We start from the raw sequence: 19,502 nt of genomic DNA on the forward strand, positions 1-19,502 counted from the left end.
GCGAGCGCTGACCGCGGCTGCGTGCGGTCGGACTCGGCTGGCTGGCCAGTGAGGGTGCAGGGCCAGCAGAATTGCACGGTGAGTGCAGAAGCAGAGTGAATAGAGAAGTGGGCGGGTGATCATCACCCGCCCACTTCTCTATGCTGCTCTCGGCTGCGCCCCGATCGAGGCAGTTCGATCAGCCGGAGAACGGTTCGATGTTCTTGACCTCGACCGTGATCTCCTTGCCGTTGGGGGCCTCGTAGCTGCTCTTGCCGCCGATGGCCACACCGAGCACCGCAGCGCCCAGCGGGGACTTCTCTGAGAACACATCGATATCAGAATCGCCGGCGATCTCACGGCTGCCCAGCAGGAAACGCATGTCGTTTCCGGCGACCTTTGCGGTGACGACGGAACCGGGGGACACGGTCTTGCCGTCGCTTTCGCTGGATCCGACCTTTGCAGACTGCAGGAGCAGCTCGAGCTGGCGAATGCGTGCCTCCTGCTTGCCCTGCTCCTCGCGCGCCGCGTGGTAGCCGCCGTTCTCCTTCAAGTCACCCTCGTCGCGGGCGGCTTCGATCTTTTCAGCAATCTCTGCACGTCCCGGTCCGGAGAGGTGTTCAAGTTCCTGCGACAGGCGGTCGAAGGCTTCCTGAGTCAACCATGTTTCTTCCTGGGTGACATCCTCGGTCATGACTTCTCCTTCTTCGGTTCGGTGCACTGACAGGCGCGTCAGGCAACGAAAAACCGGGCGTTGGGTACGCCCGGATGTTGAATGAAACTACAGTCTAACGCATCTGCAGGCGAAAACGATGATCTCCGTCACGCGTGTATACAGCTGTTGTAGAGGGTGCAGTCGGGGCAGATCCGAGCCATATCGGTGGAGTTGCTCGAACCAGCAGGGCTATTCGAACCAGCAGGAATCGACGTGGCCAGAGGAGGCGAACTGTGTCGTGGCCAGATCGATGTCCATCTGCCGGGGCGAGTTGGGATCGGCGTTGGGATCGGCAGGGACCCTGACTTCCGTGAAGCCGACGATGGCTTCGTACTCATTCGTCGCCTGCACGATGCAGTGCACATCCCGATCCTGGTCAGGAAATATTGCCACTGTGACCTGTGTTAAAGCAGAGTCGACAACTGAATAGTCAAGAGTCCTGGGAGTCGTGGGAGTGGTCTGTGGACGAAACGCCACGAAAGCAATCGCGATGATCAGGGCAGTGACGATGACTGCGGCGATGATCTTAGCCGTTCTTCCGAGACGCCGCTTGGGTTCCCGGACGCGGCCGTAGCGATCATCTTGCAGTGGTTTTTCCACTGTTACCTCAGTCATTGAATTCCTCATCTACGAACATTGCGCACTAATCTAGAGTAGTCGATCCGTCTCCTGTGATCTTTTCAGCCATCGTGCAGGAATCGGAACGTCACCAGGCTGATTCGAAAGGGATACTCCAAACATGACTTCGCTTCCGTACCATGGACTGCGTCTGCTGACGGTCCATGCCCATCCTGACGACGAATCCTCGAAAGGTGCGGCGACGAGCGCGAAGTACGCCTCGTTGGGAGCCCGAGTCCTCATCGCCAGCATGACCGGTGGCGAAGCCGGAGACATCCTCAACCCGGCCCTGCTGCAGAGCCCGAAGGCCAGCCGTGACATCGCAGGTCTGCGACGTGAGGAGATGGCCACAGCCGCAGCCGCGCTGGGCGCCGAACACGTGTGGGTCGGACACGTCGACTCCGGTCTGCCCGATGGCGACTTCGACAATCAGACCCCTCCCGGATGCTTCTACCGTGTCCCCGACGAGGTGGCCATGCTGCCCCTGGTGCACATCATCCGCACCTTCCGCCCCCAGGTTGTCACGACCTACGACGAACTGGGCGGCTACCCTCACCCCGACCACATCAAGAACCACGCAGTGACAATGGCGGCAGTCGCCGCTGCTGCGGACGCGGGCCAGAACCCTGAGCTCGGCGAACCCTGGCAGGTGGAGAAGGTCTATTACAACCAGGACCTGTCCGCAAAGAAGTGGGTGACCATCCACGAGAAGATGACGGAGGCAGGCCTCGAGTCTCCTTTCGCCGACCACATCGAGGACTTCAAGAAGCGCGATGCCCAGCGGGTCAACTGGCTGAGCACAACGATCGACTGCGCAGAGTTCTTCCCCTCGCGTGATCGAGCACTGCTGTCCCACGCCACCCAGATCGACCCGGAGGGCGGGTTCTTCTCGGCATCGCGAAAGGCCGCGCGGACCTACTGGCCCACGGAGGAGTTCGAACTCGCTGTGGACAACACGGGACGGACTGCTCTGACGCCCGGCGTAGACTTCCAGGAGACCGACCTTTTCGCCTCGGTGACCTTGGACGATGGACGCAAGGTGCCCGCCGAGGGCATGTTGCCGGCATCACCGGACGAAGACGAAGACAATGAAGCGACAGGTGAAAGTGCATGATTCTGGCCGCAGCACAGGACGCGACGCCCAGCGGAGCCCCCGATCCTGACCTGGTGACTCCCGGCACGATCGGCTTCCTGTCGACATTGGTGATCGTGATCTTCGTGATCTTCCTGATCCGCGACGCTCTTCGCAGGGTTCGCCGCGTGCGTGCGCGGGCTCAGGCCGATGATGCGTATCCGATCCCGATGCGCAAGCATGCGGTGCCCAACCAGTCGAAGCTGTCCGGCGAGTCGGCACCGGCCGCGGATGAAGAGACATCGACACCGGCTCAGGCCGACGCGGAGGACCCGAAGCCCGACGTGGAAGACCCGACGCAGGGTGATTCTGCGCGGGCGCAGGACTGATCTGCTGAGGTGGCTTGCAGGACTGACTTTGTGGGCAAGGCCGGCTGGTCAGAGGTCTAGTAGGCGGCCACCGCGGCGACGAGCAGCGCCGCGAGGTGGCAGCCATAGCCCGCGACCGTGAGAATGTGGAAGATCTCATGGAAGCCGAGCCATTTCGGTGACGGGTTGGGCTTCTTGATTCCGTAGATCACCGCACCGGCGACATAGCACACGCCGCCGGCAACGACGAGGATGCCCACCGCCGGGTTGCTCGCCCAGATCTGGGGAATGTAGCCGACCCCGGCGACCCCGAAGCCCACGTAGATGGGAACGAAGAGCCACCTCGGCGCGGTGGTGAAGATGGTCCTGAAAGCGACACCTAACAGCGCCGCGCCCCAGAGGACGGACAAGAGCAGAATCGTCTGATCTGGCCGCAGAGTCAGCACCGCCAAGGGTGTATAGGTGCCCGCGGTGATGAGGAAGATGTTTGCGTGGTCGAGACGGCGCAGGATCAGCCGGGCTCGAGACCGCCACCGACCCCGGTGGTAGACGGCCGAAGTCCCGAAGAGCAGCATGCCGGTGATGGCGAAGATCGAGGCAGCGATCCGAGACTCGATTGTGGGGGAGATGATGACCAGCGCCAGCCCGCCGAGCATCGCCAGAGGAAAAGCGGCTGCGTGGAACCAACCACGCAGCTTCGGCTTGACCTGACCGGCCAGTTTGCCCAATTCACGGCGCAGTGCCGAGCGCCTGCGGGCAATGTGCTCGGGGTAGCCGGGGCGCGACTGGGCGGCGGGTGTGGAGTCGACTGTCCTCTGCTCGTCGGAGCCGGATGAGGATGGTTCAGTGACTGGTGTGTTCATAGTTCTAGGATATCGACCCCACCTGAACGATCGAACAGTGGCAGGCTCGAAGACACTGCCGCCGACGAAAGACCGTTCGGGATAGTACTGTGTATTGTGGTCGGACCGACCGGAAATCGAGTGTGAAAGAGGTCAGCGTGGCGCGACCGGTGAGCCTGCTCTACCGACTCTACGAGCGGCGGCTCCTGCGCGAGCTGGACAAGTCCGTGCCGGTGCCGCGGCACGTGGGTGTGATCACCGATGGCAACAGGCGCTGGGCGAAGGAATTCGGTGCCACCACCGCCGACGGCCACCGGGCCGGAGCCGAGAAGATCGTCGAGTTCCTCGGCTGGTGTGATGAGATCGATGTCGACATCGTCACGCTTTATGTACTGTCCAAGGAGAACCTCGCCAGATCCGCCGAAGAGGTCGAAGTTCTCATCGAGATCATCTCCGACCTAGTCGAGAAGATCGCAGCGCTCAACGGAGTGCGGGTGAAGCTGGTCGGTGACCTCGATATCCTGCCACCGGGCCTGCGGGCACGTTTGGAGGCGGCCACCTCGGAAGGGGACTGCCAGATGCGCGTCAACGTCGCAGTCGGTTACGGCGGACGACAGGAGATCGTCAACGCGGTGAAGTCCCTGCTGCGCCTGCGCACGGACGAGGGAACTGACCTCGAGACGATCATCTCCGAACTCTCCCCACAGCAGATCAGCGAACATCTCTATACCAAGGGCCAACCGGACCCTGATCTCATCATCCGTTCCTCCGGTGAGCAGAGACTGTCCGGGTTCCTCATGTGGCAAAGCGCCTACTCTGAGTTCTATTTCTGCGAGGCCTACTGGCCAGACTTCCGGCGCACCGATTTCCTACGTGCAGTCCGCGACTACGGCCTGCGCCAGCGCCGCTTCGGCAAATAGGCCCCGGGCCGCCCGCGGTTCATCCGAAGTTCACGACAGCGACTCTCCCGAACACGCGTGCCGTTGCCCGCACAGCCCCGGATCGGGGTTAGGTTGGCAGTAGTTGGTCGACACCAACCCGAGATCGGGGGATGTCAGGACTCGGATCTCGGCGGTACTCACGCCACAGGGGTCCTCATGACCGCACATATCCACACATACGTTCTCGACACCTCGGTGCTGCTCTCCGACCCGGGTGCACTGCTGAGATTCGCAGAACATCATCTCGTCATTCCGTTGGTCGTCGTCTCCGAGCTTGAGGCCAAACGCAATCATCCGGAACTTGGCTTCACCGCTCGAAAAGCACTGCACATCCTCGACGACTTCCGGTCCGAATTCGACCGTCTCGATGAACCGATTCCCGTCGGCGAGGCCGGTGGGACCCTGCGGGTCGAACTCAACCACGTCGATGCGACGACGATGCCGGTCGGTTTCGATCGCTCGGAGAACGACACCCGAATCCTCGCGGTCGCCCGGAACCTGGCCGCCGAAGGCCAGGACGTGGTGGTTGTGACCAAAGACGTGCCGATGCGAGTGAAAGCATCGGCGCTCGGCCTGCACGCCGAGGAATACCTGGCTGAGCTCGCCATCGACTCCGGCTTCACCGGAATGAGCGAACTGTCGCTGGACGAGAACGAGATGTCCCAGTTCTACGACGAAGGCTGGGCCACCACCGAGGCGGTCGCCGACGAGGTGGTCAACACTGGAGTCGTCATCACCTCACCTCGCGGTTCTGCACTCGGCCGTGTCAGGTCGGGCAAGCGTGTGTCGCTGGTGCGTGGTGATCGTGACATCTTCGGTGTCCATGGCCGGTCCGCTGAGCAGCGGGTGGCCATCGACATGCTTCTCGATGATGCCCTGGGCATCGTGTCCTTGGGAGGTCGAGCCGGAACGGGGAAGTCCGCACTCGCCCTCATGGCCGGGCTGCAGAAGGTGCTGGAGGAGAACAAACACTCGAAGATCATGGTCTTCCGCCCAATCTATGCCGTGGGCGGACAGAGCCTGGGCTTTCTGCCCGGCAGCGAAGGGGAGAAGATGAACCCCTGGGCTGAAGCGGTCTTCGACACGCTCGGCGCTCTGGTCAGTAAGAACGTCATCGAAGAGGTGATGAACCGCGATCTGCTCGAAGTCCTGCCGCTGACTCATATTCGCGGACGTTCACTCCATGATGCGTTCGTCATCGTCGATGAGGCCCAGTCGTTGGAGCGCAATGTGCTCCTGACTGTCCTCTCTCGCATCGGCATGAATTCGAAGGTCGTGCTGACCCACGATGTGGCTCAGCGTGACAATCTGCGGGTGGGCCGACACGACGGCGTCGCGGCGGTGATCGAGAAGCTCAAGGGCCATGATCTCTTCGCACACGTCACGCTGACCAGGTCAGAGCGCTCCGAGATCGCAGCCTTGGTCACCGATGTGCTCGAGGAGTTCGATCCCTTCCGGAGCTAGGATCCCGGTGCACACCGGGGACTCGAGTGGAAACGGCGTCGTCGAGAGCCGACTTCAACGTCGATGGGCGACCGTGGCCTTGGCGGGTGACTCCAGGGAGTCTGCTCTCGACGCTGCGGTGTGCGTTCGATGAGGTAATTGCAAGGGGCCGGCTGCCAGGATGTTGTCCTGGCAGCCGGCCCCTGTGCTGTGCGACCTACTCGTAGTGTGACCTACTTGCAGTCTGTGAGACTTACTTGTAGTCGCCGATCATCGTGGTGACGTCGAGTGCCTTGTCGAGGTCGGCCTCGGTGATGGAACCGTCGGAGACGAAGCCGAGGTCAATCGTGGCTTCCTTCACGGTCATTTTGTTTGCCACGGCGTGCTTGGCGATCTTCGCCGCCGATTCGTAGCCGATGACCTTGTTCAGCGGAGTCACGATGGAGGGGCTCGCCTCGGCGAGGAAGCGGGCGCGCTCTTCGTTGGCCTGAAGTCCGTCGATCATCTTCTCGGCCATGACGGTCGAGGAGTTCGCAAGCAGACGGATGGATTCGAGCAGGTTCGAGGCCATCACGGGGATGCCGACGTTGAGCTCGAAGGCACCGTTGGTCGAGGACAGAGCAACGGTGGTGTCGTTGCCGATGACCTGTGCGGCGACCTGGATCGTGGCCTCGCAGATGACCGGGTTGACTTTGCCGGGCATGATCGAGGAACCGGGCTGCAGGTCGGGGATGGCGATTTCGCCGAGGCCGGTATTCGGTCCCGATCCCATCCACCGCAGATCGTTGCAGATCTTCATGTAGCCGTAGGCGATCGTGCGCAGCTGGCCTGATGCTTCGATGAGTCCGTCACGGTTGGCCTGAGCTTCGAAGTGGTTGCGTGCTTCGGTGATGGGAAGACCGGTCTCCTCGGCGAGGATCTCGACGACGCGCGCAGAGAACCCGGCGGGAGTGTTGATGCCGGTGCCGACGGCGGTTCCGCCCTGGGGCACTTCAGCCACGCGAGGCAGGGATGCCTCAATGCGTTCGATGCCGTAGCGGACCTGCGCCGCGTAGCCGCCGAATTCCTGTCCCAGGGTCACGGGGGTGGCATCCATGAGGTGGGTGCGACCCGACTTGACGACCTGGGCGAATTCCTTCGCCTTCTTCTCGAGCGAGGAAGCCAGTGTCTCCATCGCCGGGATCAGCGTGTTGACCAGAGCCTTGGTCACTGCGACGTGCACCGAGGTGGGGAACACGTCGTTCGAGGACTGCGAAGCGTTAACGTGGTCGTTGGGGTGCACGTCGATGCCCTGGGATTCAAGGGCCTTGGTCGCCAGAGAGGCGAGGACCTCGTTGGTGTTCATGTTTGAAGAGGTTCCCGAACCGGTCTGGAACACGTCGATGGGGAAGTGGGCATCATATTCACCGGAGATGACGGCATCGGCGGCGTTCTTGATGGCTTCGGCTCGGTCAGCGTCGAGGACTCCGAGCTCGAGGTTGGCCTTCGCGGCTGCCTTCTTCACCTGCGCCAAAGCGGCGATGTGTGCCGACTCCAGAGTCTTACCCGAGATCGGGAAATTCTGTACGGCGCGCTGTGTCTGTGCGCTGTACAGAGCATCTTTGGGAACCTTCACTTCTCCCATGGTGTCGTGTTCAAGGCGATATTCTTCGCTCATAGCTGTCCTTTCTGACATGATGTCTGGTCTGTTCGTCGTTATGTATCTGCCGCAGATGCAGCCGTGGTCAAGCGAGGTGGGTTGAGACCGCATCCTCGTCGCCGCCGTGTTGTGCGACGACAGTCGTACGGCCATCATGCAGCTGGTAGGTCAGACCGACGATGATCAGGCGACCTTCATCGACCGCGCGTGCAATGATCGCCGAGAGCTGCATAATCTTCTCCACCGTGTCCATGGTGTTCTGCGCGACCGTCTCATTGACGGTTGTGCGGTTGTTCTTGCGAGCTCTGGCCACTGTGGGCAGGAGCCGGGCTACGACGTCGGAGATGAACCCGGGGGGAGTCTCTCCGGAGTCGTAGGAGTTGTACGCCGCTGTCACCGCACCGCAGCTGTCGTGCCCGAGCACGACGAGCAGGGGAGTGCCGAGAATCTCGACGCCATACTCCAGCGAACCGAGGGTCACTGGATCGACGACCTGACCTGCATTGCGCACGACGAACATGTCGCCGAGGCCGACATCGAAGATCATCTCGGCTGCGACTCGGGAATCCGAGCAGCCGAAGAGGGTCACGAACGGCATCTGGTTGTTCGACAGCGCCTCACGACGGGCAGTGTCCTGATTGGGGTGCTGCGGGACGTCATCGACGAAGCGATGATTGCCTTCGAGCAGACGTTTCCATGCCTCGTTTGGCATCAGTCGGATCCTACTTCCGGTTGTCTGGCCAGGGATCGAATCGGCGGTGTCCGTATTCGACAGTGACCGGGATTGAGATCGGAGGGTGGGCTCAGATGAGTCCGCGGCGGGCTGCCTCTTCGGCGGCTTCAACATACGAGTGGGTCTTCGCTGCCTGATGCTCAGCGAAGACGGATCGCACTGTGCCCGACTTGGAACGCATGACCAGGGAGTGAGTGGTGACGTGTCCGCCGTCGAATTTCACACCGTCGAGCAGGTCGCCGTTGGTGATGCCGGTGGCCACGAAGTAGCTGTTATCACCGGTGACGAGGTCATCGGTGTTGAGCACCTTGTCGATGTCGAGCCCGGCTGCTGCTGCAGCCTCACGCTCGGAATCGTCCTGTGGCCACAGACGGCCCTGGATGACTCCGCCAAGTGCCTTGATCGCGCAGGCAGTGATGATGCCCTCAGGTGTGCCGCCGATTCCCATCAGCATGTCGACACCGGTTCCGGGGCGGCAGGCGGCGATGGCACCGGCGACATCACCGTCGGTGATGAGCTGGATGCGTGCACCTGCGGCACGGATCTCGTCGATCATCGTCTGGTGGCGGGGGCGATCGAGAATCATCACGGTCACAGAGGCCGGATCGTTGGTGCCTTTGCCCTTGGCGACGCGGCGGATGTTCTCTGCCACAGGCAGGCGCAGGTCGACGGCGTCGGCGGCAGCAGGACCAGTGACGAGCTTCTCCATGTAGAAGACAGCCGATGGATCGTACATGGCACCATCTTCGGTGACCGCCATGACCGAAATCGCGTTGGGCATCCCCAGAGCGGTCAGACGAGTACCGTCGATCGGGTCGACGGCCACATCGCAGTGCGGGCCTCCGCCGTCGCCGACCTGCTCTCCGTTGAAGAGCATCGGTGCTTCGTCCTTCTCACCTTCGCCGATGACGACTCGCCCGGCCATGCGCACAGTCGAGATGACATTGCGCATTGCGGCAACAGCGGCACCGTCGGCAGCGATCTTGTCGCCGCGGCCCACCCAAGGCGCTGCCGCGATGGCGGCGGCCTCGGTGACTCTGACGAGTTCGAGTGCGAGGTTGCGGTCGGGAGCGTCGGCTCCGACCTGTGCTTTCTGGGACCAGGCATCCGTCACAGCTACGGGAGGAGCCTCGGCATCCACACGGCCTCGGTCATGATGAGATTTCACGTCAGCAGATTCATTGGAGTCACTCATAAGTCCAATTGTGCCACCCCGCACGTTCGGCTCCGACATCGGTACGATTTCGCGCCCATCCTGTGTCCTCGATCATGTTTGCCGGCCCAGGATTGGCCCTAGACGGCAACCACGAGGACAATAGCGATGTGAATGCCCAATCCAATACCTACGCTGTGGGATCGCAGGCGCCCGTGACAAGCGCGGATGCCGGTCCCGGGGGAGTGCCAATGGCTGACGAGTCCGGAGTGATGCTTCCGGGGTCCAGGGAAGAGATGCGCTTCCTGCGGAAGAACTCGAACTGGGTCAACATGATCATCGCGATCCTGGCCTGCTTGGCCGTTGTCGCAGTGGTTCTGCTGATTGCCCCGCAACCCGAGGTCGACTCTCAGCGCGTGGTCGACTACCAGACGATCGCGGAGCAGTCGCAGGACCATGCCGACTTCGACCTGATCGTGCCCGAAATCCCCAGCGGTTGGACGTCGAATGAAGCGAGCCTGGATCGGGTGGGCGATTCCGATTACACCTCGTGGTACATGTCCTTTGTCGGCACCGAGCGGCAATGGGTGAGCATCGATCAGGCTAAGGCCAGTGAGAACTGGGCTGAGAACCAGGTCGATGATGCAACTGCGGCCGAGACAGTAACCGTCGGCGGTTCGGACTTCCAGATCTATCGGACCGAAGACGCTAAAGAATACTGGGTCACAGGTAAGGGCGACACATATGTGGTCATCACCGCGATTGCGACGCCCGAGACGATCGATTCCTTCGCGAAGCAGATTGCCGAACAGCTGTAATGAGTCTCAGTCCTCGTCGTCTGAGGACTCTTCACGTGCCTTATCGAGGCGTTCGCGTGCCCCATCGAGCCATCCCTGGCAGCGGTCGGCGAGGGCCTCGCCGCGCTCCCACAGGCTCAGCGAGTCCTCCAACGGCAGGTTTCCGGCCTCCAGTCGTTTGACGATTCCGACCAGTTCCTCACGTGCCTGTTCATAGCTGAGTGAGGCGATGTCGGACTGGTTCTGCTGGCTTGCGGGTTCTGTCATGATTGCGTCCTTAGTGCGGTTGATTGAGTTGGTACGTGGGATCGACGGTAGTGGAGCCTGGCAACGTCACTGTTCGGTTGCCTGGCTGTCTTCTGAGCTCTCCTGTACAGCCGTGACCTCGGCATCGAAACGTCCGCGAGCGACACGGACGTGGACGCCGTCGCCGGCTTTGACCTCGGTCGAGTCCCTGATGGCTTGGCCGTCGTCGTCTTGAACGACCGCGTAACCGCGTTCGAGCGTGCGTAACGGAGAGAGGGAGCGTGCCTGTGAACGCAGGTGGTTGATTTCGGTCTGCCCCTGCATGATGCGCGTCGTCGTCGCCTGCAGGCTGCGTCGACGTACCAGTCGCAGCTGCTCTTCGTGCGCGGTCACCATGGTCTGCGGCTCGGCCAGCACCGGACGCGATCGGACTGCGGTGAGCATCTCCTGCTCGCGATCGATGATGCGGTTGACAGCAGCATCGAGTTCCGCGCGAGCACGCAACAGGTTCATCGCCTCCTCCGCCACATCGGGCACGATGCGCTTAGCCGCATCGGTGGGAGTCGATGCGCGCAGGTCGGCGACTTCATCGAGAATCGGACGATCAGCTTCATGGCCGATGGCTGAGACGACTGGAGTCCTCGCCTCTGACACGGCTCGAACCAGAGCCTCGTTGGAGAACGGCAACAGATCTTCCATGCTTCCACCGCCGCGCGCGATGACGATGATGTCGATCTGCGGATCAGCATCGAGCTCGGCCAGATTCTTCATCACGCCGGGGACAGCGTCGGGACCCTGGACGGCGCAGTTGCGGATTTCGAACTCGGCGGCAGGCCAGCGCAGATGGACGTTTTGAACGACGTCTTTCTGAGCATCTGAGTCCCGGCCGGTGATGAGACCGATCCGATTGGGCAGGAACGGCAGACGTTTCTTGCGGTTCGGGTCGAAGAGACCTTCTGCACCAAGCTGCTTCTTCAGCCGCTCAAGCCGGGCCAGGAGCTCACCGAGGCCAACGGCCCGGATGTCATTTGCCCGCATCGTCAAACGACCGGTCTTCGTCCAGAAATCGGCCTTGAGGTTGGCGACGACGTGGCTGCCTTCGGACAGTGGTGCGCCGGTGCGTTCGAGGACGTTCTTCCAAATCTGAACCGGCAGCGACATCTCGACGTCGGTGTCACGCAGCGTCAGATAGCTGGCCTTGCCACGGTGGTTGAGCTCGACGACCTGTCCCTCGATCCACACGCTGGACATGCGGTCGATATAGGACTTCATCTTGCTTGAGAGCAGACTCAGAGGCCACGGGTTCTCCGCCGTCGTCTCTCCCGCAGTCGCAGGCAGCTCCTGAGCGTCGACCGTTTCGCCGAGAGTCCCGGGAGTGCCGGAAATTCGTTGCGCCATGTTGTCTCCCCTTCCAATCCACCACCCTAACGAACGGTGGTGACATGGCGAATCATCGCCGCGCAGTAGCACCGTGGGTTGCAGGCTCGTTGTGGGTTGCTTCACCTTTGTAGCCGTTGTTCAGGTGCCCGGCCTAAACTGTGCTTGTGACTGCCGTATCTGTACCCATGCCCACCATTCCGCGCAAACGTCTCGCTCCGGAAGACATCCGGACACCTGAAGGCGCTGACCAGAAGGTTCTTCTGGCCGCCCCTCGCGGGTACTGTGCCGGTGTTGACCGCGCAGTGATCGCCGTCGAGCGCGCACTCGAGCACTATGGTGCTCCCGTCTATGTGCGCAAAGAGATTGTGCATAACCGCCATGTGGTCGACACCCTCTCCGAACGCGGCGCCGTCTTCGTCAATGAAACCGACGAAGTTCCCGAAGGCGCCCGCCTCGTGTTCTCTGCTCACGGTGTCTCTCCTGCCGTCCACGCCGAGGCGGCCGCTCGTGAGCTGTCGACGATCGATGCCACGTGTCCATTGGTGACGAAGGTCCACCGTGAGGCTGTTCGTTTTGCCCGTGACGGTTACCGCATTCTGCTTGTCGGCCACGCAGGTCACGAAGAGGTCGAAGGCACGATGGGAGAGGCCCCCGACGACATCACACTCATCCAGAATCCAGAGGAAGCCACGACCGTCCAGATCGACGATGCAGAGAGCCTGGTCTGGCTGTCACAGACGACGCTGAGTGTCGATGAGACGATGGAGACGGTCAACATCCTGCGGGAACGGTTCCCGCACCTGCAGGACCCTCCAAGCGACGACATCTGCTATGCCACGTCGAACCGGCAGGTGGCCGTTAAGAAGATCGCTCCGCAGTCCGATCTGGTTCTGGTTGTCGGCTCAGCCAACTCGTCGAATTCCGTGCGTCTGGTCGAAGTTGCGCTGGAGCACGGGGCCAAGGACGCGCATCGCATCGATTTCGCTCGTGAGGTCGACGAAACCTGGTTCCATGATGTCGCGACTGTCGGCGTGACCTCAGGCGCGAGTGTGCCGGAGGGACTGGTCCAGGACCTCCTCAAGCTGTTGGCCGAGTACGGCTTCGGCTCGGTCGAAGAAATCGTCACGGCGGAGGAGGACATCATGTTCTCCCTGCCGCGCGAACTGCGCAAGGACCTCAAGGCCGCCGGAAAGAAGACATCGAACAAACGCGATGGCGCCGACCGGGATCACGACCTGATCTGATCGCTGCCTGGTCTAGTCAGTGCCAGTATGGCGGCGTCTCAGATCAGTGGGGTCCTGTGTCGCGAATGGATCCTGTCCCGAGACGCATGGCCGTGTGAGTTCTTCAGCGCTGACTCCGCGGCTGCGTGAGTCGAGTTCAGCAACTGCATCGAGTTCGGTGGCGACGATTCCCGTGCTCGGAAACTTTCGGGCGGTGACGAGGAACCGCGATTCCAGCGATGAGACGAATCGGTTGTAGTCCTCAACCGACCGGTCGAGACTTGAGCCCATCCGTGTCACGTGGGTGACCAGAGTGCCGATGCGTTCGTAGAGTTCGGTGCCGAGCTTGAGTACCTCGGCTGCGGAGGTGCTCATGTCAGCCTGCCGCCAATTGAGTGCCACGGTCTTGAGCAGAACCAGCAGCGTGGCGGGGGAGGCGAGCACGACGTTCTTCCCGAGAGCATGATCGATCATCTTCGGATATGTGGATGCCGCTGAGGAGAGCAGTCCGTCCGTGGGGACGAAGCAGACGACGAAGTCCGGAGCAGTGTCGAAGGACTTCCAATACTCCTTGGAAGCCAGAGCATCGATGTGGCGCAGCAGTGCGCGAGCATGATCCTCATCGCTGGCATCAGCGTCACCCATGCGTGCTGACAGTGGTGTCTTGGCATCGATGATGATCGTTCCGCCGCCGGGCAGATTCACGGTCATGTCAGGGCGATGGCGTTTGCCATCACGCACGCTGCTGACTTGGGTCTCGAAATCCACATGGGGGAGGAGGCCGGCGTATTCGACGATGCGTTTGAGCTGGACCTCGCCCCAGTCTCCACGCTGAGTCGTCGAATTCAGCGCGCTGGCTAGTGAACCGGTGGACTCCTGCAGCCTGAGGTTCTGTTGGCTCAGGTGCCCTATCTGCGTGTTAAGTCGCGTAATCTGTTCCAGCTGTGTTCGATCCTGGGACTGAAGGTTCTCCTGCAGGTGATTGACGCTTGCAGCCAGGGGGCCGATGGCAGCGGTGATCTCACCAGCCATCTGCGCATCAGCCTCCAAATCCTCCGTCCTGTTCGTGAGAATCCGAGACGTGGTCTCCGCTCTCGTGAGTCGCTCAATATAGCGAGAGCGCGTGTGCGCGCGCCCGAGGAGGAAGCCGAGGGCGACGCTGATGATGATCGCCAGGATGAGGACGACGATCGCTCCGGTGGCGGGGAAAGAATTCATGACTCAAGCGTGACAGACGGCACTGACGCGAGATTTAGACCCGCACCTCGGCGGCGGGATAGACTTAGCTACCGTGGCTCTAACTATCGGAATCGTGGGACTGCCCAATGTCGGCAAGTCGACCATGTTTAATGCATTGACCAAGAACCAAGTTCTCGCGGCGAACTACCCGTTCGCGACGATCGAACCGAACGTCGGCGTGGTGCCGTTGCCCGACGCGCGACTGACTCGATTGGCGGAAATCTTCGGATCCGAACGCATTCTCAACGCAACCGTCGACTTCGTCGATATCGCCGGAATCGTCCGGGGTGCCTCCGAGGGAGAAGGGCTGGGCAACCAGTTCCTGGCCAACATTCGCGAGGCTGAGGCAATCTGCCAGGTCATCCGCGGGTTCGTCGATGATGACGTGATCCACGTCGAGGGCAAGATCAGCCCGGCCGACGACATTGACACCATCAACACTGAGCTCATCCTCGCTGACCTGCAGACCTTGGAGAAGGCACGGCCGAGGATCGAGAAGGAAGTCAAAGGCAAACGGGCACCGGCAGAACAGCTGACCGCCATCGATGCCGCTGTCGAGATCCTCGAAAGCGGAAAGACCCTCTATCAGGCGATGCAGTCCGACAAGTTCGACGTCACCGAGCTGCGCGAGCTTCAGCTGATGACCGTCAAGCCGTTCCTCTACGTCTTCAACGTCGATGACGATGTGCTCGCCGATGAAGAGAAGAAGGCAGAGATGCGTGCACTGGTAGCACCTGTCGAAGCGATCTTCCTTGACGCGAAGTTTGAGTCGGAGCTCGCCGAGCTCGACGAAGCGGAAGCTCTTGAGATGCTGGAATCCACCGGCCAGGAGGAAGCAGGACTAGACAAGCTGGCACGCGTCGGCTTCGATACATTGGGCCTGCAGACCTACCTGACTGCTGGCCCCAAGGAATCCCGCGCCTGGACCATTCCGAAGGGTGCAACGGCACCCGAGGCGGCTGGTGTCATCCACACTGACTTCCAGAAGGGCTTCATCAAGGCTGAGGTCGTCTCCTTCGACGATCTCGACGCCAACGGCTCGATGTCCGCAGCCAAGTCCGCCGGTAAGGTCCGGATGGAAGGCAAGGAATACATCATGGCCGATGGTGACGTGGTTGAGTTCCGTTTCAATGTCTGATCAGCTGCCTTCGTGCCCTGAATGCTCGGAGTCGTACACCTACGAACAGGGCGCGCTTCTCGTGTGCCCGATGTGCGGCCACGAATGGACGCCGGCCCCAGACAATGATGACGAATCAGCGTCGGCCGAAAGTGAAGGTATCCGTGATGCCGTCGGCAATCTGCTCGCCGACGGTGATGCGGTGACAGTCGTGAAGGGTTTGAAAGTCGCCGGCAGCGGCGGTGGGACCATCAAGGTCGGGACCAAGGTCAAGAGCATTCGGCTGCTCGAGCAGCCGGTGAACGGCCACGACATCGACGCCTCTGTGCCCAGTCTCGGTCGCATCTACCTCAAGTCCTCGGTGGTCAAGAAAGCCTGAGGAGACATTCGCCGTCATTCCTCCTCAACGGTGAGGGGGATGACGCCACGAATTGTGCGGCCTGACGGCATGGCAGGGGACTGCGACGTCGTTCCGCTCGGCGGAGTTCCGTGCCAATGGGTCGTCGAGACCTAGTCCAGTGTGTCAGCTCAGGTCCCAGACTGTACTACCTGGACTAGATGACCGTCAGGATCCTCAACCCACGCGATGAGAAGGTGGTCGAGCCACGATGACGGTGGTTTGATCGGGGTAGCCCCTAGCTCGACGAGTCGTGCATATCCCGAGGGGGCATCGTCGGTCCAGAGGACTATTGCTGCGCGTTGCCCGTTTGCAACAGGTTCAAGTCCGTGATCGTCACGTGTGCTGGACTCAGTGGCGAACCCAAGCCGATAGCCGTCGAGGACGAGGTCCATATGGATTGGTGTTCCTTCGATCGGCGTCCGGAACACTTCTTCGAAGCCGACGGCGCGGTAAAACGTGGTTGCACGGTTGATATCACGCGTGAATAGGACGATCTGAGGCGTTCGGAAATATTTCATGCCTTCAGATTTGCACAGAAATGTACCGCGCAGGGCAGAGATGCGAGTTTTGGTTCCGCTTGCGGACCATGAGCTGAAGTTGCAGAATAGCGCGTCGTTATATTTGAGAATGATGATGTTGATCCGCAAACGACGAAGCGCAACTGCAGTCCAGTTCAACGCCTAGCGTTATTGACTTTGTCTCCGGCTCCCTCCAGACAACCGTCTTGAGCGTTTGAGTGGGGACCGTCGTGAGCAGCACAGCATTCGTGTGCATGCACAATGTCGAGGCTGTTTCGTTAGGAGAGATGGAGGTGCGGACAATGTCGAACTCGTCGACTACCACTGAGAGCGACGTGATCGAGCCGATTCGCCCCGGGGAGGTTCTCATGGAGGACTTCTTCGAAGGCTTTGGAGTCACGCAGAACACGTTGGCGGTGTCGCTCAGCGTTTCGCCGCGCCGAATCTACGGGATAGTTCACGGTAAGCGAGGGATCACGGCTGACACTTAGATCCGGCTCGCGCGCTACTTCAGGACTTCGGAAGAGTTCTGGATGAACTTGCAGTCGAACTGTGAGCTGCGTCTGGAGCGTCGCGCTTTGAGTGAGGAACAGGGTGCTGCAATCACGTCGCTGCCAATTGCGGGGCTGCTGGAGATGTGGCAGTGCGAGGTGAGTGAGGAACAGGGTGCTGCAATCACGTCGCTGCCAATTGCGGGGCTGCTGGAGATGTGGCAGTGCGAGAGGCGAGAGAAGTGACGGGCTTGCTGGTCCGCGTGATGTGGTCGCTGAACGTGGTGCACTGCGAGATGCGGCCCGCGGAACTCGAGCTCCATAACGGTGCTTCGGACCTTTAGATGCTTGATGTGCGAGTCGCGGATCGGTGGATCGCGGGGAAAGGCTCCTCTGACAGCTGTGACCGCGTGGCTGCCCGCTCCGGAGAAGCGTGCAGCCACTCGGTGTCTATGCAACCGAGAGTCAGGGCTTAGCTGCAGCGAGCTCCTCACGAACGATGCTTGTTCCCGCGCTCAGTGAGCTCAGCTTCCCGAGGGCAACATCGCGCGAAAAGGGTGCCATACCGCAGTTCGTGCTCGGGATGAGCTTGTCCGAGTCGACGAATCTGAGCGCCCGGCGCAGGGTGTCGGCGACTTCCTCTGGAGTCTCGATGGTCTCATTTGCCACGTCGATGGCTCCGAGCATGACCTTCTTGCCGCGAATGAGCTCGATGAGATCCATCGGGACGTGGGAGTTGTGGCACTCCAGTGAGACTATGTCGATCGTCGACTGCTGCAGGAGCGGGAATGATTCCTCGTACTGGCGCCATTCGGACCCGAGGGTTGCTTTCCAGTCGTTGTTTGCCGTGATCCCGTAGCCATAGCAGATGTGAACCGCCGTTTCCGCGCGCAGTCCTTCCGCAGCTCGCTCCAGCGTGGCAATGCCCCAGTCCTTCATCTCGTCGAAGAAGACGTTGAAGGCAGGCTCGTCGAATTGGATGATGTCCACTCCGGCCGCTTCCAGGTCCCGCGCCTCCTGGTTGAGGACGGCGGCGAACTCCCAGGCTAACTTCTCGCGACTCTTGTAATAGCCGTCGTAGAGTGTGTCGATCATTGTCATCGGACCCGGGAGCGCCCACTTGATCGGCTGGTCGGTCTGCTGACGGAGGAACTTGGCGTCGTCGACGAACACCGGTTTCTCGCGGCTGACGGCGCCGATCACAGTGGGCACGCTCGCGTCATAGCGATCACGGATTCGAACAGTCTCGCGCTTCTCGAAATCGACTCCGCTGAGGTGTTCGATGAACGTGGTGACGAAGTGCTGGCGGGTCTGCTCACCGTCGCTGACGATATCGATGCCGCGGTTGGTCTGTTCGTGGACTGCGATTCGCAGAGCATCCTGTCTGCCTTCGGACAAGGCCTCACCTTGGAGGTTCCACGGTGACCAGAGGGTCTCAGGCTGTGCGAGCCACGACGGCTTCGGAAGACTGCCGACGATCGAAGTGGGCAATAGGGTCGACTGCATTGATTCTTCTCCGGTGGTCATGCGGCTGGAACGGGATAGTTGGCTGCCCACTGTTCGAGCATGTCCCGGTGTGGGTTGACGAACGTCTCCGCGGTGTACTTTCCCTGCTTGATTGCGAGCTGGCTGCGCTCGACGCGATCGTAGGTGATCGGTGTCTCCGAGAAGTCGTCCCGCTCCAGCGTCGGTCGGTAGGTGTCTTCGGCGGCCACGTGCGCGTTGTAGATCTCCGGTCGATAGATCCTCTGGAAGGTCTCCATCGTGCTGATCGTTCCGATGAGCTGCAGATTGGAATAGTCGTTGAGGAGGTCTCCCCGGAAATAGAAGGCGAGGGGCGCGACGCTGCCGGGCGGCATGAAGTATCTCACCTGCAGTCCCATCTTTCCGAAGTAGTCATCGGTCAGAGAATATTCGTCTTGCTGGTACTCCACGCCGAGAATCGGATGGTGATTCGCGGTCCGATGGTAGGTCTTGCTCGTCGACACGCTGATGCAGACGACGGGTGTCACCTTGAACCGATCCCGATACGCTGCGGAATCGAGGAAGTGCTGGAACAGCTTGCCGTGCAGATCACCGAAGTCGTCGGGGACCGTGAACTCGCTCGCGGATTCGTTGGCAGCCGGAAGTCGCACGCTGAAATCGAAATCGCGAACATAGGACGAGAAGTTGTTTCCCACGATCCCAGGATGGCGGACGCCAGTCGATCGATCGAGGATCTGGACATCCAGAACTTCGATCAAGGGGAACTCCTGATCGTTGCCTGCCACAGTGAACTGCAGCTGTCCGGAGACGATCTCGAGGTCGAGCTCGTACCTGTCCCCGTCGGGGTTGTCCCAATGGGCGAGCTCGTTGAACCGGTGATTGATCGTCGTCAGGGTGTTGCGGAGGTTCTGCTGACGGTGCTCGCCCCTGGCGAGGTTCGCGAAGTTCGTCGTGGCCCGTGAACTATCCGACGGGGAGTAGTGCTCGTCGAATCGGGTCGTGGCGATGTTGAATGTGAACTCGGTTGTCATGGACGTCCAATTCGGTGTCTGATCGGCCGGGATCGGCCTTACGGAGGTCTTCGAATCCATCCTGCAGGCAAC

General features: G+C 61.0%; 20 protein-coding genes and 1 pseudogene. 9 read left to right on the forward strand and 12 right to left on the reverse strand.

From position 1 onward, the window contains the following. Positions 1-178 precede the first annotated feature (178 nt). Together greA and LQ788_RS08495 are read right to left on the reverse strand one after the other, a co-directional pair. A complete protein-coding gene (gene greA / locus LQ788_RS08490; RefSeq protein ID WP_231446711.1) occupies positions 179-673 on the reverse strand; it encodes a transcription elongation factor GreA in 495 nt (164 codons plus the stop codon). 210 nt (positions 674-883) lie between these two features. Beyond that, positions 884-1,309, reverse strand: coding sequence for a DUF4307 domain-containing protein (locus LQ788_RS08495; RefSeq protein ID WP_231446712.1), 426 nt, complete (start codon positions 1,307-1,309; stop codon positions 884-886). Between the two features lie 124 nt (positions 1,310-1,433). Here LQ788_RS08495 and mca point away from each other — a divergent pair, with 124 nt between their 5' ends. Further along, positions 1,434-2,426, forward strand: coding sequence for a mycothiol conjugate amidase Mca (gene mca / locus LQ788_RS08500; RefSeq protein WP_231446714.1), 993 nt, complete (start codon positions 1,434-1,436; stop codon positions 2,424-2,426). Next, a complete protein-coding gene (locus LQ788_RS08505) occupies positions 2,423-2,773 on the forward strand; it encodes a hypothetical protein (RefSeq protein ID WP_231446716.1) in 351 nt (116 codons plus the stop codon). The genes mca and LQ788_RS08505 overlap by 4 nt, the downstream gene beginning before the upstream one ends. Before the next feature lie 56 nt (positions 2,774-2,829). On the opposite strand, the gene trhA is transcribed toward LQ788_RS08505, so the two are convergent. Continuing rightward, positions 2,830-3,615: a PAQR family membrane homeostasis protein TrhA gene (gene trhA, locus LQ788_RS08510; protein WP_231446725.1), complete on the reverse strand. Its 786-nt coding sequence runs from the start codon at positions 3,613-3,615 to the stop codon at positions 2,830-2,832. Positions 3,616-3,752: 137 nt separating this feature from the next. Between trhA and LQ788_RS08515 the strand changes: the two genes are divergently transcribed. Together LQ788_RS08515 and LQ788_RS08520 are read left to right on the forward strand one after the other, a co-directional pair. After that, on the forward strand, positions 3,753-4,514 hold the full coding sequence (locus LQ788_RS08515; RefSeq protein ID WP_231446727.1) for an isoprenyl transferase: 762 nt from the start codon (positions 3,753-3,755) through the stop codon (positions 4,512-4,514). Between the two features lie 177 nt (positions 4,515-4,691). After that, positions 4,692-5,999 carry a PhoH family protein gene (locus tag LQ788_RS08520; RefSeq protein ID WP_231446729.1) on the forward strand — a complete coding sequence of 436 codons (1,308 nt, stop codon included), beginning with the start codon at positions 4,692-4,694 and terminating at the stop codon, positions 5,997-5,999. A 232-nt stretch (positions 6,000-6,231) separates the two neighbouring features. Here the strand turns inward: LQ788_RS08520 and LQ788_RS08525 are convergent, their stop codons facing one another. The 3 genes from LQ788_RS08525 to glpX all read right to left on the reverse strand — a co-directional run bounded on the left by LQ788_RS08525 (position 6,232) and on the right by glpX (position 9,545). Next, positions 6,232-7,635, reverse strand: coding sequence for a class II fumarate hydratase (locus LQ788_RS08525; RefSeq protein WP_231446731.1), 1,404 nt, complete (start codon positions 7,633-7,635; stop codon positions 6,232-6,234). Between the two features lie 67 nt (positions 7,636-7,702). Continuing rightward, positions 7,703-8,329: a carbonic anhydrase gene (locus tag LQ788_RS08530; RefSeq protein ID WP_231446733.1), complete on the reverse strand. Its 627-nt coding sequence runs from the start codon at positions 8,327-8,329 to the stop codon at positions 7,703-7,705. Positions 8,330-8,420: 91 nt separating this feature from the next. Further along, the gene (gene glpX, locus LQ788_RS08535) at positions 8,421-9,545 is read right to left on the reverse strand and encodes a class II fructose-bisphosphatase (RefSeq protein ID WP_231446735.1); all 1,125 of its coding nucleotides are present in this window, start codon (positions 9,543-9,545) and stop codon (positions 8,421-8,423) included. A 209-nt stretch (positions 9,546-9,754) separates the two neighbouring features. Here glpX and LQ788_RS08540 point away from each other — a divergent pair, with 209 nt between their 5' ends. Next, positions 9,755-10,321 (forward strand): DUF4245 domain-containing protein, encoded by a 567-nt coding sequence (locus LQ788_RS08540; protein ID WP_231446737.1) that lies wholly within the window; start codon positions 9,755-9,757, stop codon positions 10,319-10,321. A 6-nt stretch (positions 10,322-10,327) separates the two neighbouring features. Here the strand turns inward: LQ788_RS08540 and LQ788_RS08545 are convergent, their stop codons facing one another. Next, positions 10,328-10,567, reverse strand: coding sequence for an exodeoxyribonuclease VII small subunit (locus LQ788_RS08545; protein WP_231446739.1), 240 nt, complete (start codon positions 10,565-10,567; stop codon positions 10,328-10,330). Positions 10,568-10,633: 66 nt separating this feature from the next. Beyond that, positions 10,634-11,944, reverse strand: coding sequence for an exodeoxyribonuclease VII large subunit (gene xseA, locus LQ788_RS08550; protein WP_231446740.1), 1,311 nt, complete (start codon positions 11,942-11,944; stop codon positions 10,634-10,636). 167 nt (positions 11,945-12,111) lie between these two features. Here xseA and LQ788_RS08555 point away from each other — a divergent pair, with 167 nt between their 5' ends. Beyond that, positions 12,112-13,170, forward strand: coding sequence for a 4-hydroxy-3-methylbut-2-enyl diphosphate reductase (locus tag LQ788_RS08555; protein WP_231447373.1), 1,059 nt, complete (start codon positions 12,112-12,114; stop codon positions 13,168-13,170). Positions 13,171-13,182: 12 nt separating this feature from the next. Here the strand turns inward: LQ788_RS08555 and LQ788_RS08560 are convergent, their stop codons facing one another. After that, complete coding sequence (locus LQ788_RS08560) at positions 13,183-14,367, reverse strand: DNA recombination protein RmuC (protein ID WP_231446742.1); 1,185 nt, start codon at positions 14,365-14,367, stop codon at positions 13,183-13,185. A 73-nt stretch (positions 14,368-14,440) separates the two neighbouring features. Between LQ788_RS08560 and ychF the strand changes: the two genes are divergently transcribed. Then, complete coding sequence (gene ychF, locus LQ788_RS08565) at positions 14,441-15,526, forward strand: redox-regulated ATPase YchF (RefSeq protein ID WP_231446744.1); 1,086 nt, start codon at positions 14,441-14,443, stop codon at positions 15,524-15,526. Continuing rightward, positions 15,519-15,884, forward strand: coding sequence for a zinc ribbon domain-containing protein YjdM (locus tag LQ788_RS08570; RefSeq protein WP_231446747.1), 366 nt, complete (start codon positions 15,519-15,521; stop codon positions 15,882-15,884). Before ychF ends, LQ788_RS08570 begins: the two co-directional genes overlap by 8 nt. Positions 15,885-16,033: 149 nt before the next feature. On the opposite strand, the gene LQ788_RS08575 is transcribed toward LQ788_RS08570, so the two are convergent. Further along, positions 16,034-16,423: a VOC family protein gene (locus LQ788_RS08575; RefSeq protein ID WP_231446748.1), complete on the reverse strand. Its 390-nt coding sequence runs from the start codon at positions 16,421-16,423 to the stop codon at positions 16,034-16,036. Between the two features lie 302 nt (positions 16,424-16,725). On the opposite strand from LQ788_RS08575, the pseudogene LQ788_RS08580 reads away from it, so the two are divergent. Further along, a pseudogene (locus LQ788_RS08580) lies at positions 16,726-17,046 on the forward strand (HigA family addiction module antitoxin); the annotation flags it as partial. A gap of 333 nt (positions 17,047-17,379) precedes the next feature. Here LQ788_RS08580 and LQ788_RS08585 read toward each other — a convergent pair. Together LQ788_RS08585 and LQ788_RS08590 are read right to left on the reverse strand one after the other, a co-directional pair. Then, positions 17,380-18,420, reverse strand: coding sequence for a methionine synthase (locus LQ788_RS08585; RefSeq protein WP_231446750.1), 1,041 nt, complete (start codon positions 18,418-18,420; stop codon positions 17,380-17,382). A gap of 17 nt (positions 18,421-18,437) precedes the next feature. After that, on the reverse strand, positions 18,438-19,430 hold the full coding sequence (locus LQ788_RS08590; RefSeq protein ID WP_231446753.1) for a putative oxygenase MesX: 993 nt from the start codon (positions 19,428-19,430) through the stop codon (positions 18,438-18,440). Between the last annotated feature and the right edge of the window lie 72 nt (positions 19,431-19,502).

The sequence above is a fragment of the Brevibacterium zhoupengii genome, assembly GCF_021117425.1.
GTDB classification, from domain to species: Bacteria; Actinomycetota; Actinomycetes; order Actinomycetales; family Brevibacteriaceae; genus Brevibacterium; species Brevibacterium zhoupengii.

Excerpts from the sequence above, each read along its gene's own strand:
- greA (WP_231446711.1), bottom strand. The coding sequence starts at position 673 with ATGACCGAGGATGTCACCCAGGAAGAAACATGGTTGACTCAGGAAGCC.
- LQ788_RS08495 (WP_231446712.1), bottom strand. The coding sequence starts at position 1,309 with ATGACTGAGGTAACAGTGGAAAAACCACTGCAAGATGATCGCTACGGC.
- mca (WP_231446714.1), top strand. The coding sequence starts at position 1,434 with ATGACTTCGCTTCCGTACCATGGACTGCGTCTGCTGACGGTCCATGCC.
- LQ788_RS08505 (WP_231446716.1), top strand. The coding sequence starts at position 2,423 with ATGATTCTGGCCGCAGCACAGGACGCGACGCCCAGCGGAGCCCCCGAT.
- trhA (WP_231446725.1), bottom strand. The coding sequence starts at position 3,615 with ATGAACACACCAGTCACTGAACCATCCTCATCCGGCTCCGACGAGCAG.
- LQ788_RS08520 (WP_231446729.1), top strand. The coding sequence starts at position 4,692 with ATGACCGCACATATCCACACATACGTTCTCGACACCTCGGTGCTGCTC.
- LQ788_RS08525 (WP_231446731.1), bottom strand. The coding sequence starts at position 7,635 with ATGAGCGAAGAATATCGCCTTGAACACGACACCATGGGAGAAGTGAAG.
- LQ788_RS08530 (WP_231446733.1), bottom strand. The coding sequence starts at position 8,329 with ATGCCAAACGAGGCATGGAAACGTCTGCTCGAAGGCAATCATCGCTTC.
- glpX (WP_231446735.1), bottom strand. The coding sequence starts at position 9,545 with ATGAGTGACTCCAATGAATCTGCTGACGTGAAATCTCATCATGACCGA.
- LQ788_RS08540 (WP_231446737.1), top strand. The coding sequence starts at position 9,755 with ATGGCTGACGAGTCCGGAGTGATGCTTCCGGGGTCCAGGGAAGAGATG.
- LQ788_RS08545 (WP_231446739.1), bottom strand. The coding sequence starts at position 10,567 with ATGACAGAACCCGCAAGCCAGCAGAACCAGTCCGACATCGCCTCACTC.
- xseA (WP_231446740.1), bottom strand. The coding sequence starts at position 11,944 with ATGGCGCAACGAATTTCCGGCACTCCCGGGACTCTCGGCGAAACGGTC.
- LQ788_RS08555 (WP_231447373.1), top strand. The coding sequence starts at position 12,112 with ATGCCCACCATTCCGCGCAAACGTCTCGCTCCGGAAGACATCCGGACA.
- LQ788_RS08560 (WP_231446742.1), bottom strand. The coding sequence starts at position 14,367 with ATGAATTCTTTCCCCGCCACCGGAGCGATCGTCGTCCTCATCCTGGCG.
- LQ788_RS08570 (WP_231446747.1), top strand. The coding sequence starts at position 15,519 with ATGTCTGATCAGCTGCCTTCGTGCCCTGAATGCTCGGAGTCGTACACC.
- LQ788_RS08575 (WP_231446748.1), bottom strand. The coding sequence starts at position 16,423 with ATGAAATATTTCCGAACGCCTCAGATCGTCCTATTCACGCGTGATATC.
- LQ788_RS08585 (WP_231446750.1), bottom strand. The coding sequence starts at position 18,420 with ATGCAGTCGACCCTATTGCCCACTTCGATCGTCGGCAGTCTTCCGAAG.
- LQ788_RS08590 (WP_231446753.1), bottom strand. The coding sequence starts at position 19,430 with ATGACAACCGAGTTCACATTCAACATCGCCACGACCCGATTCGACGAG.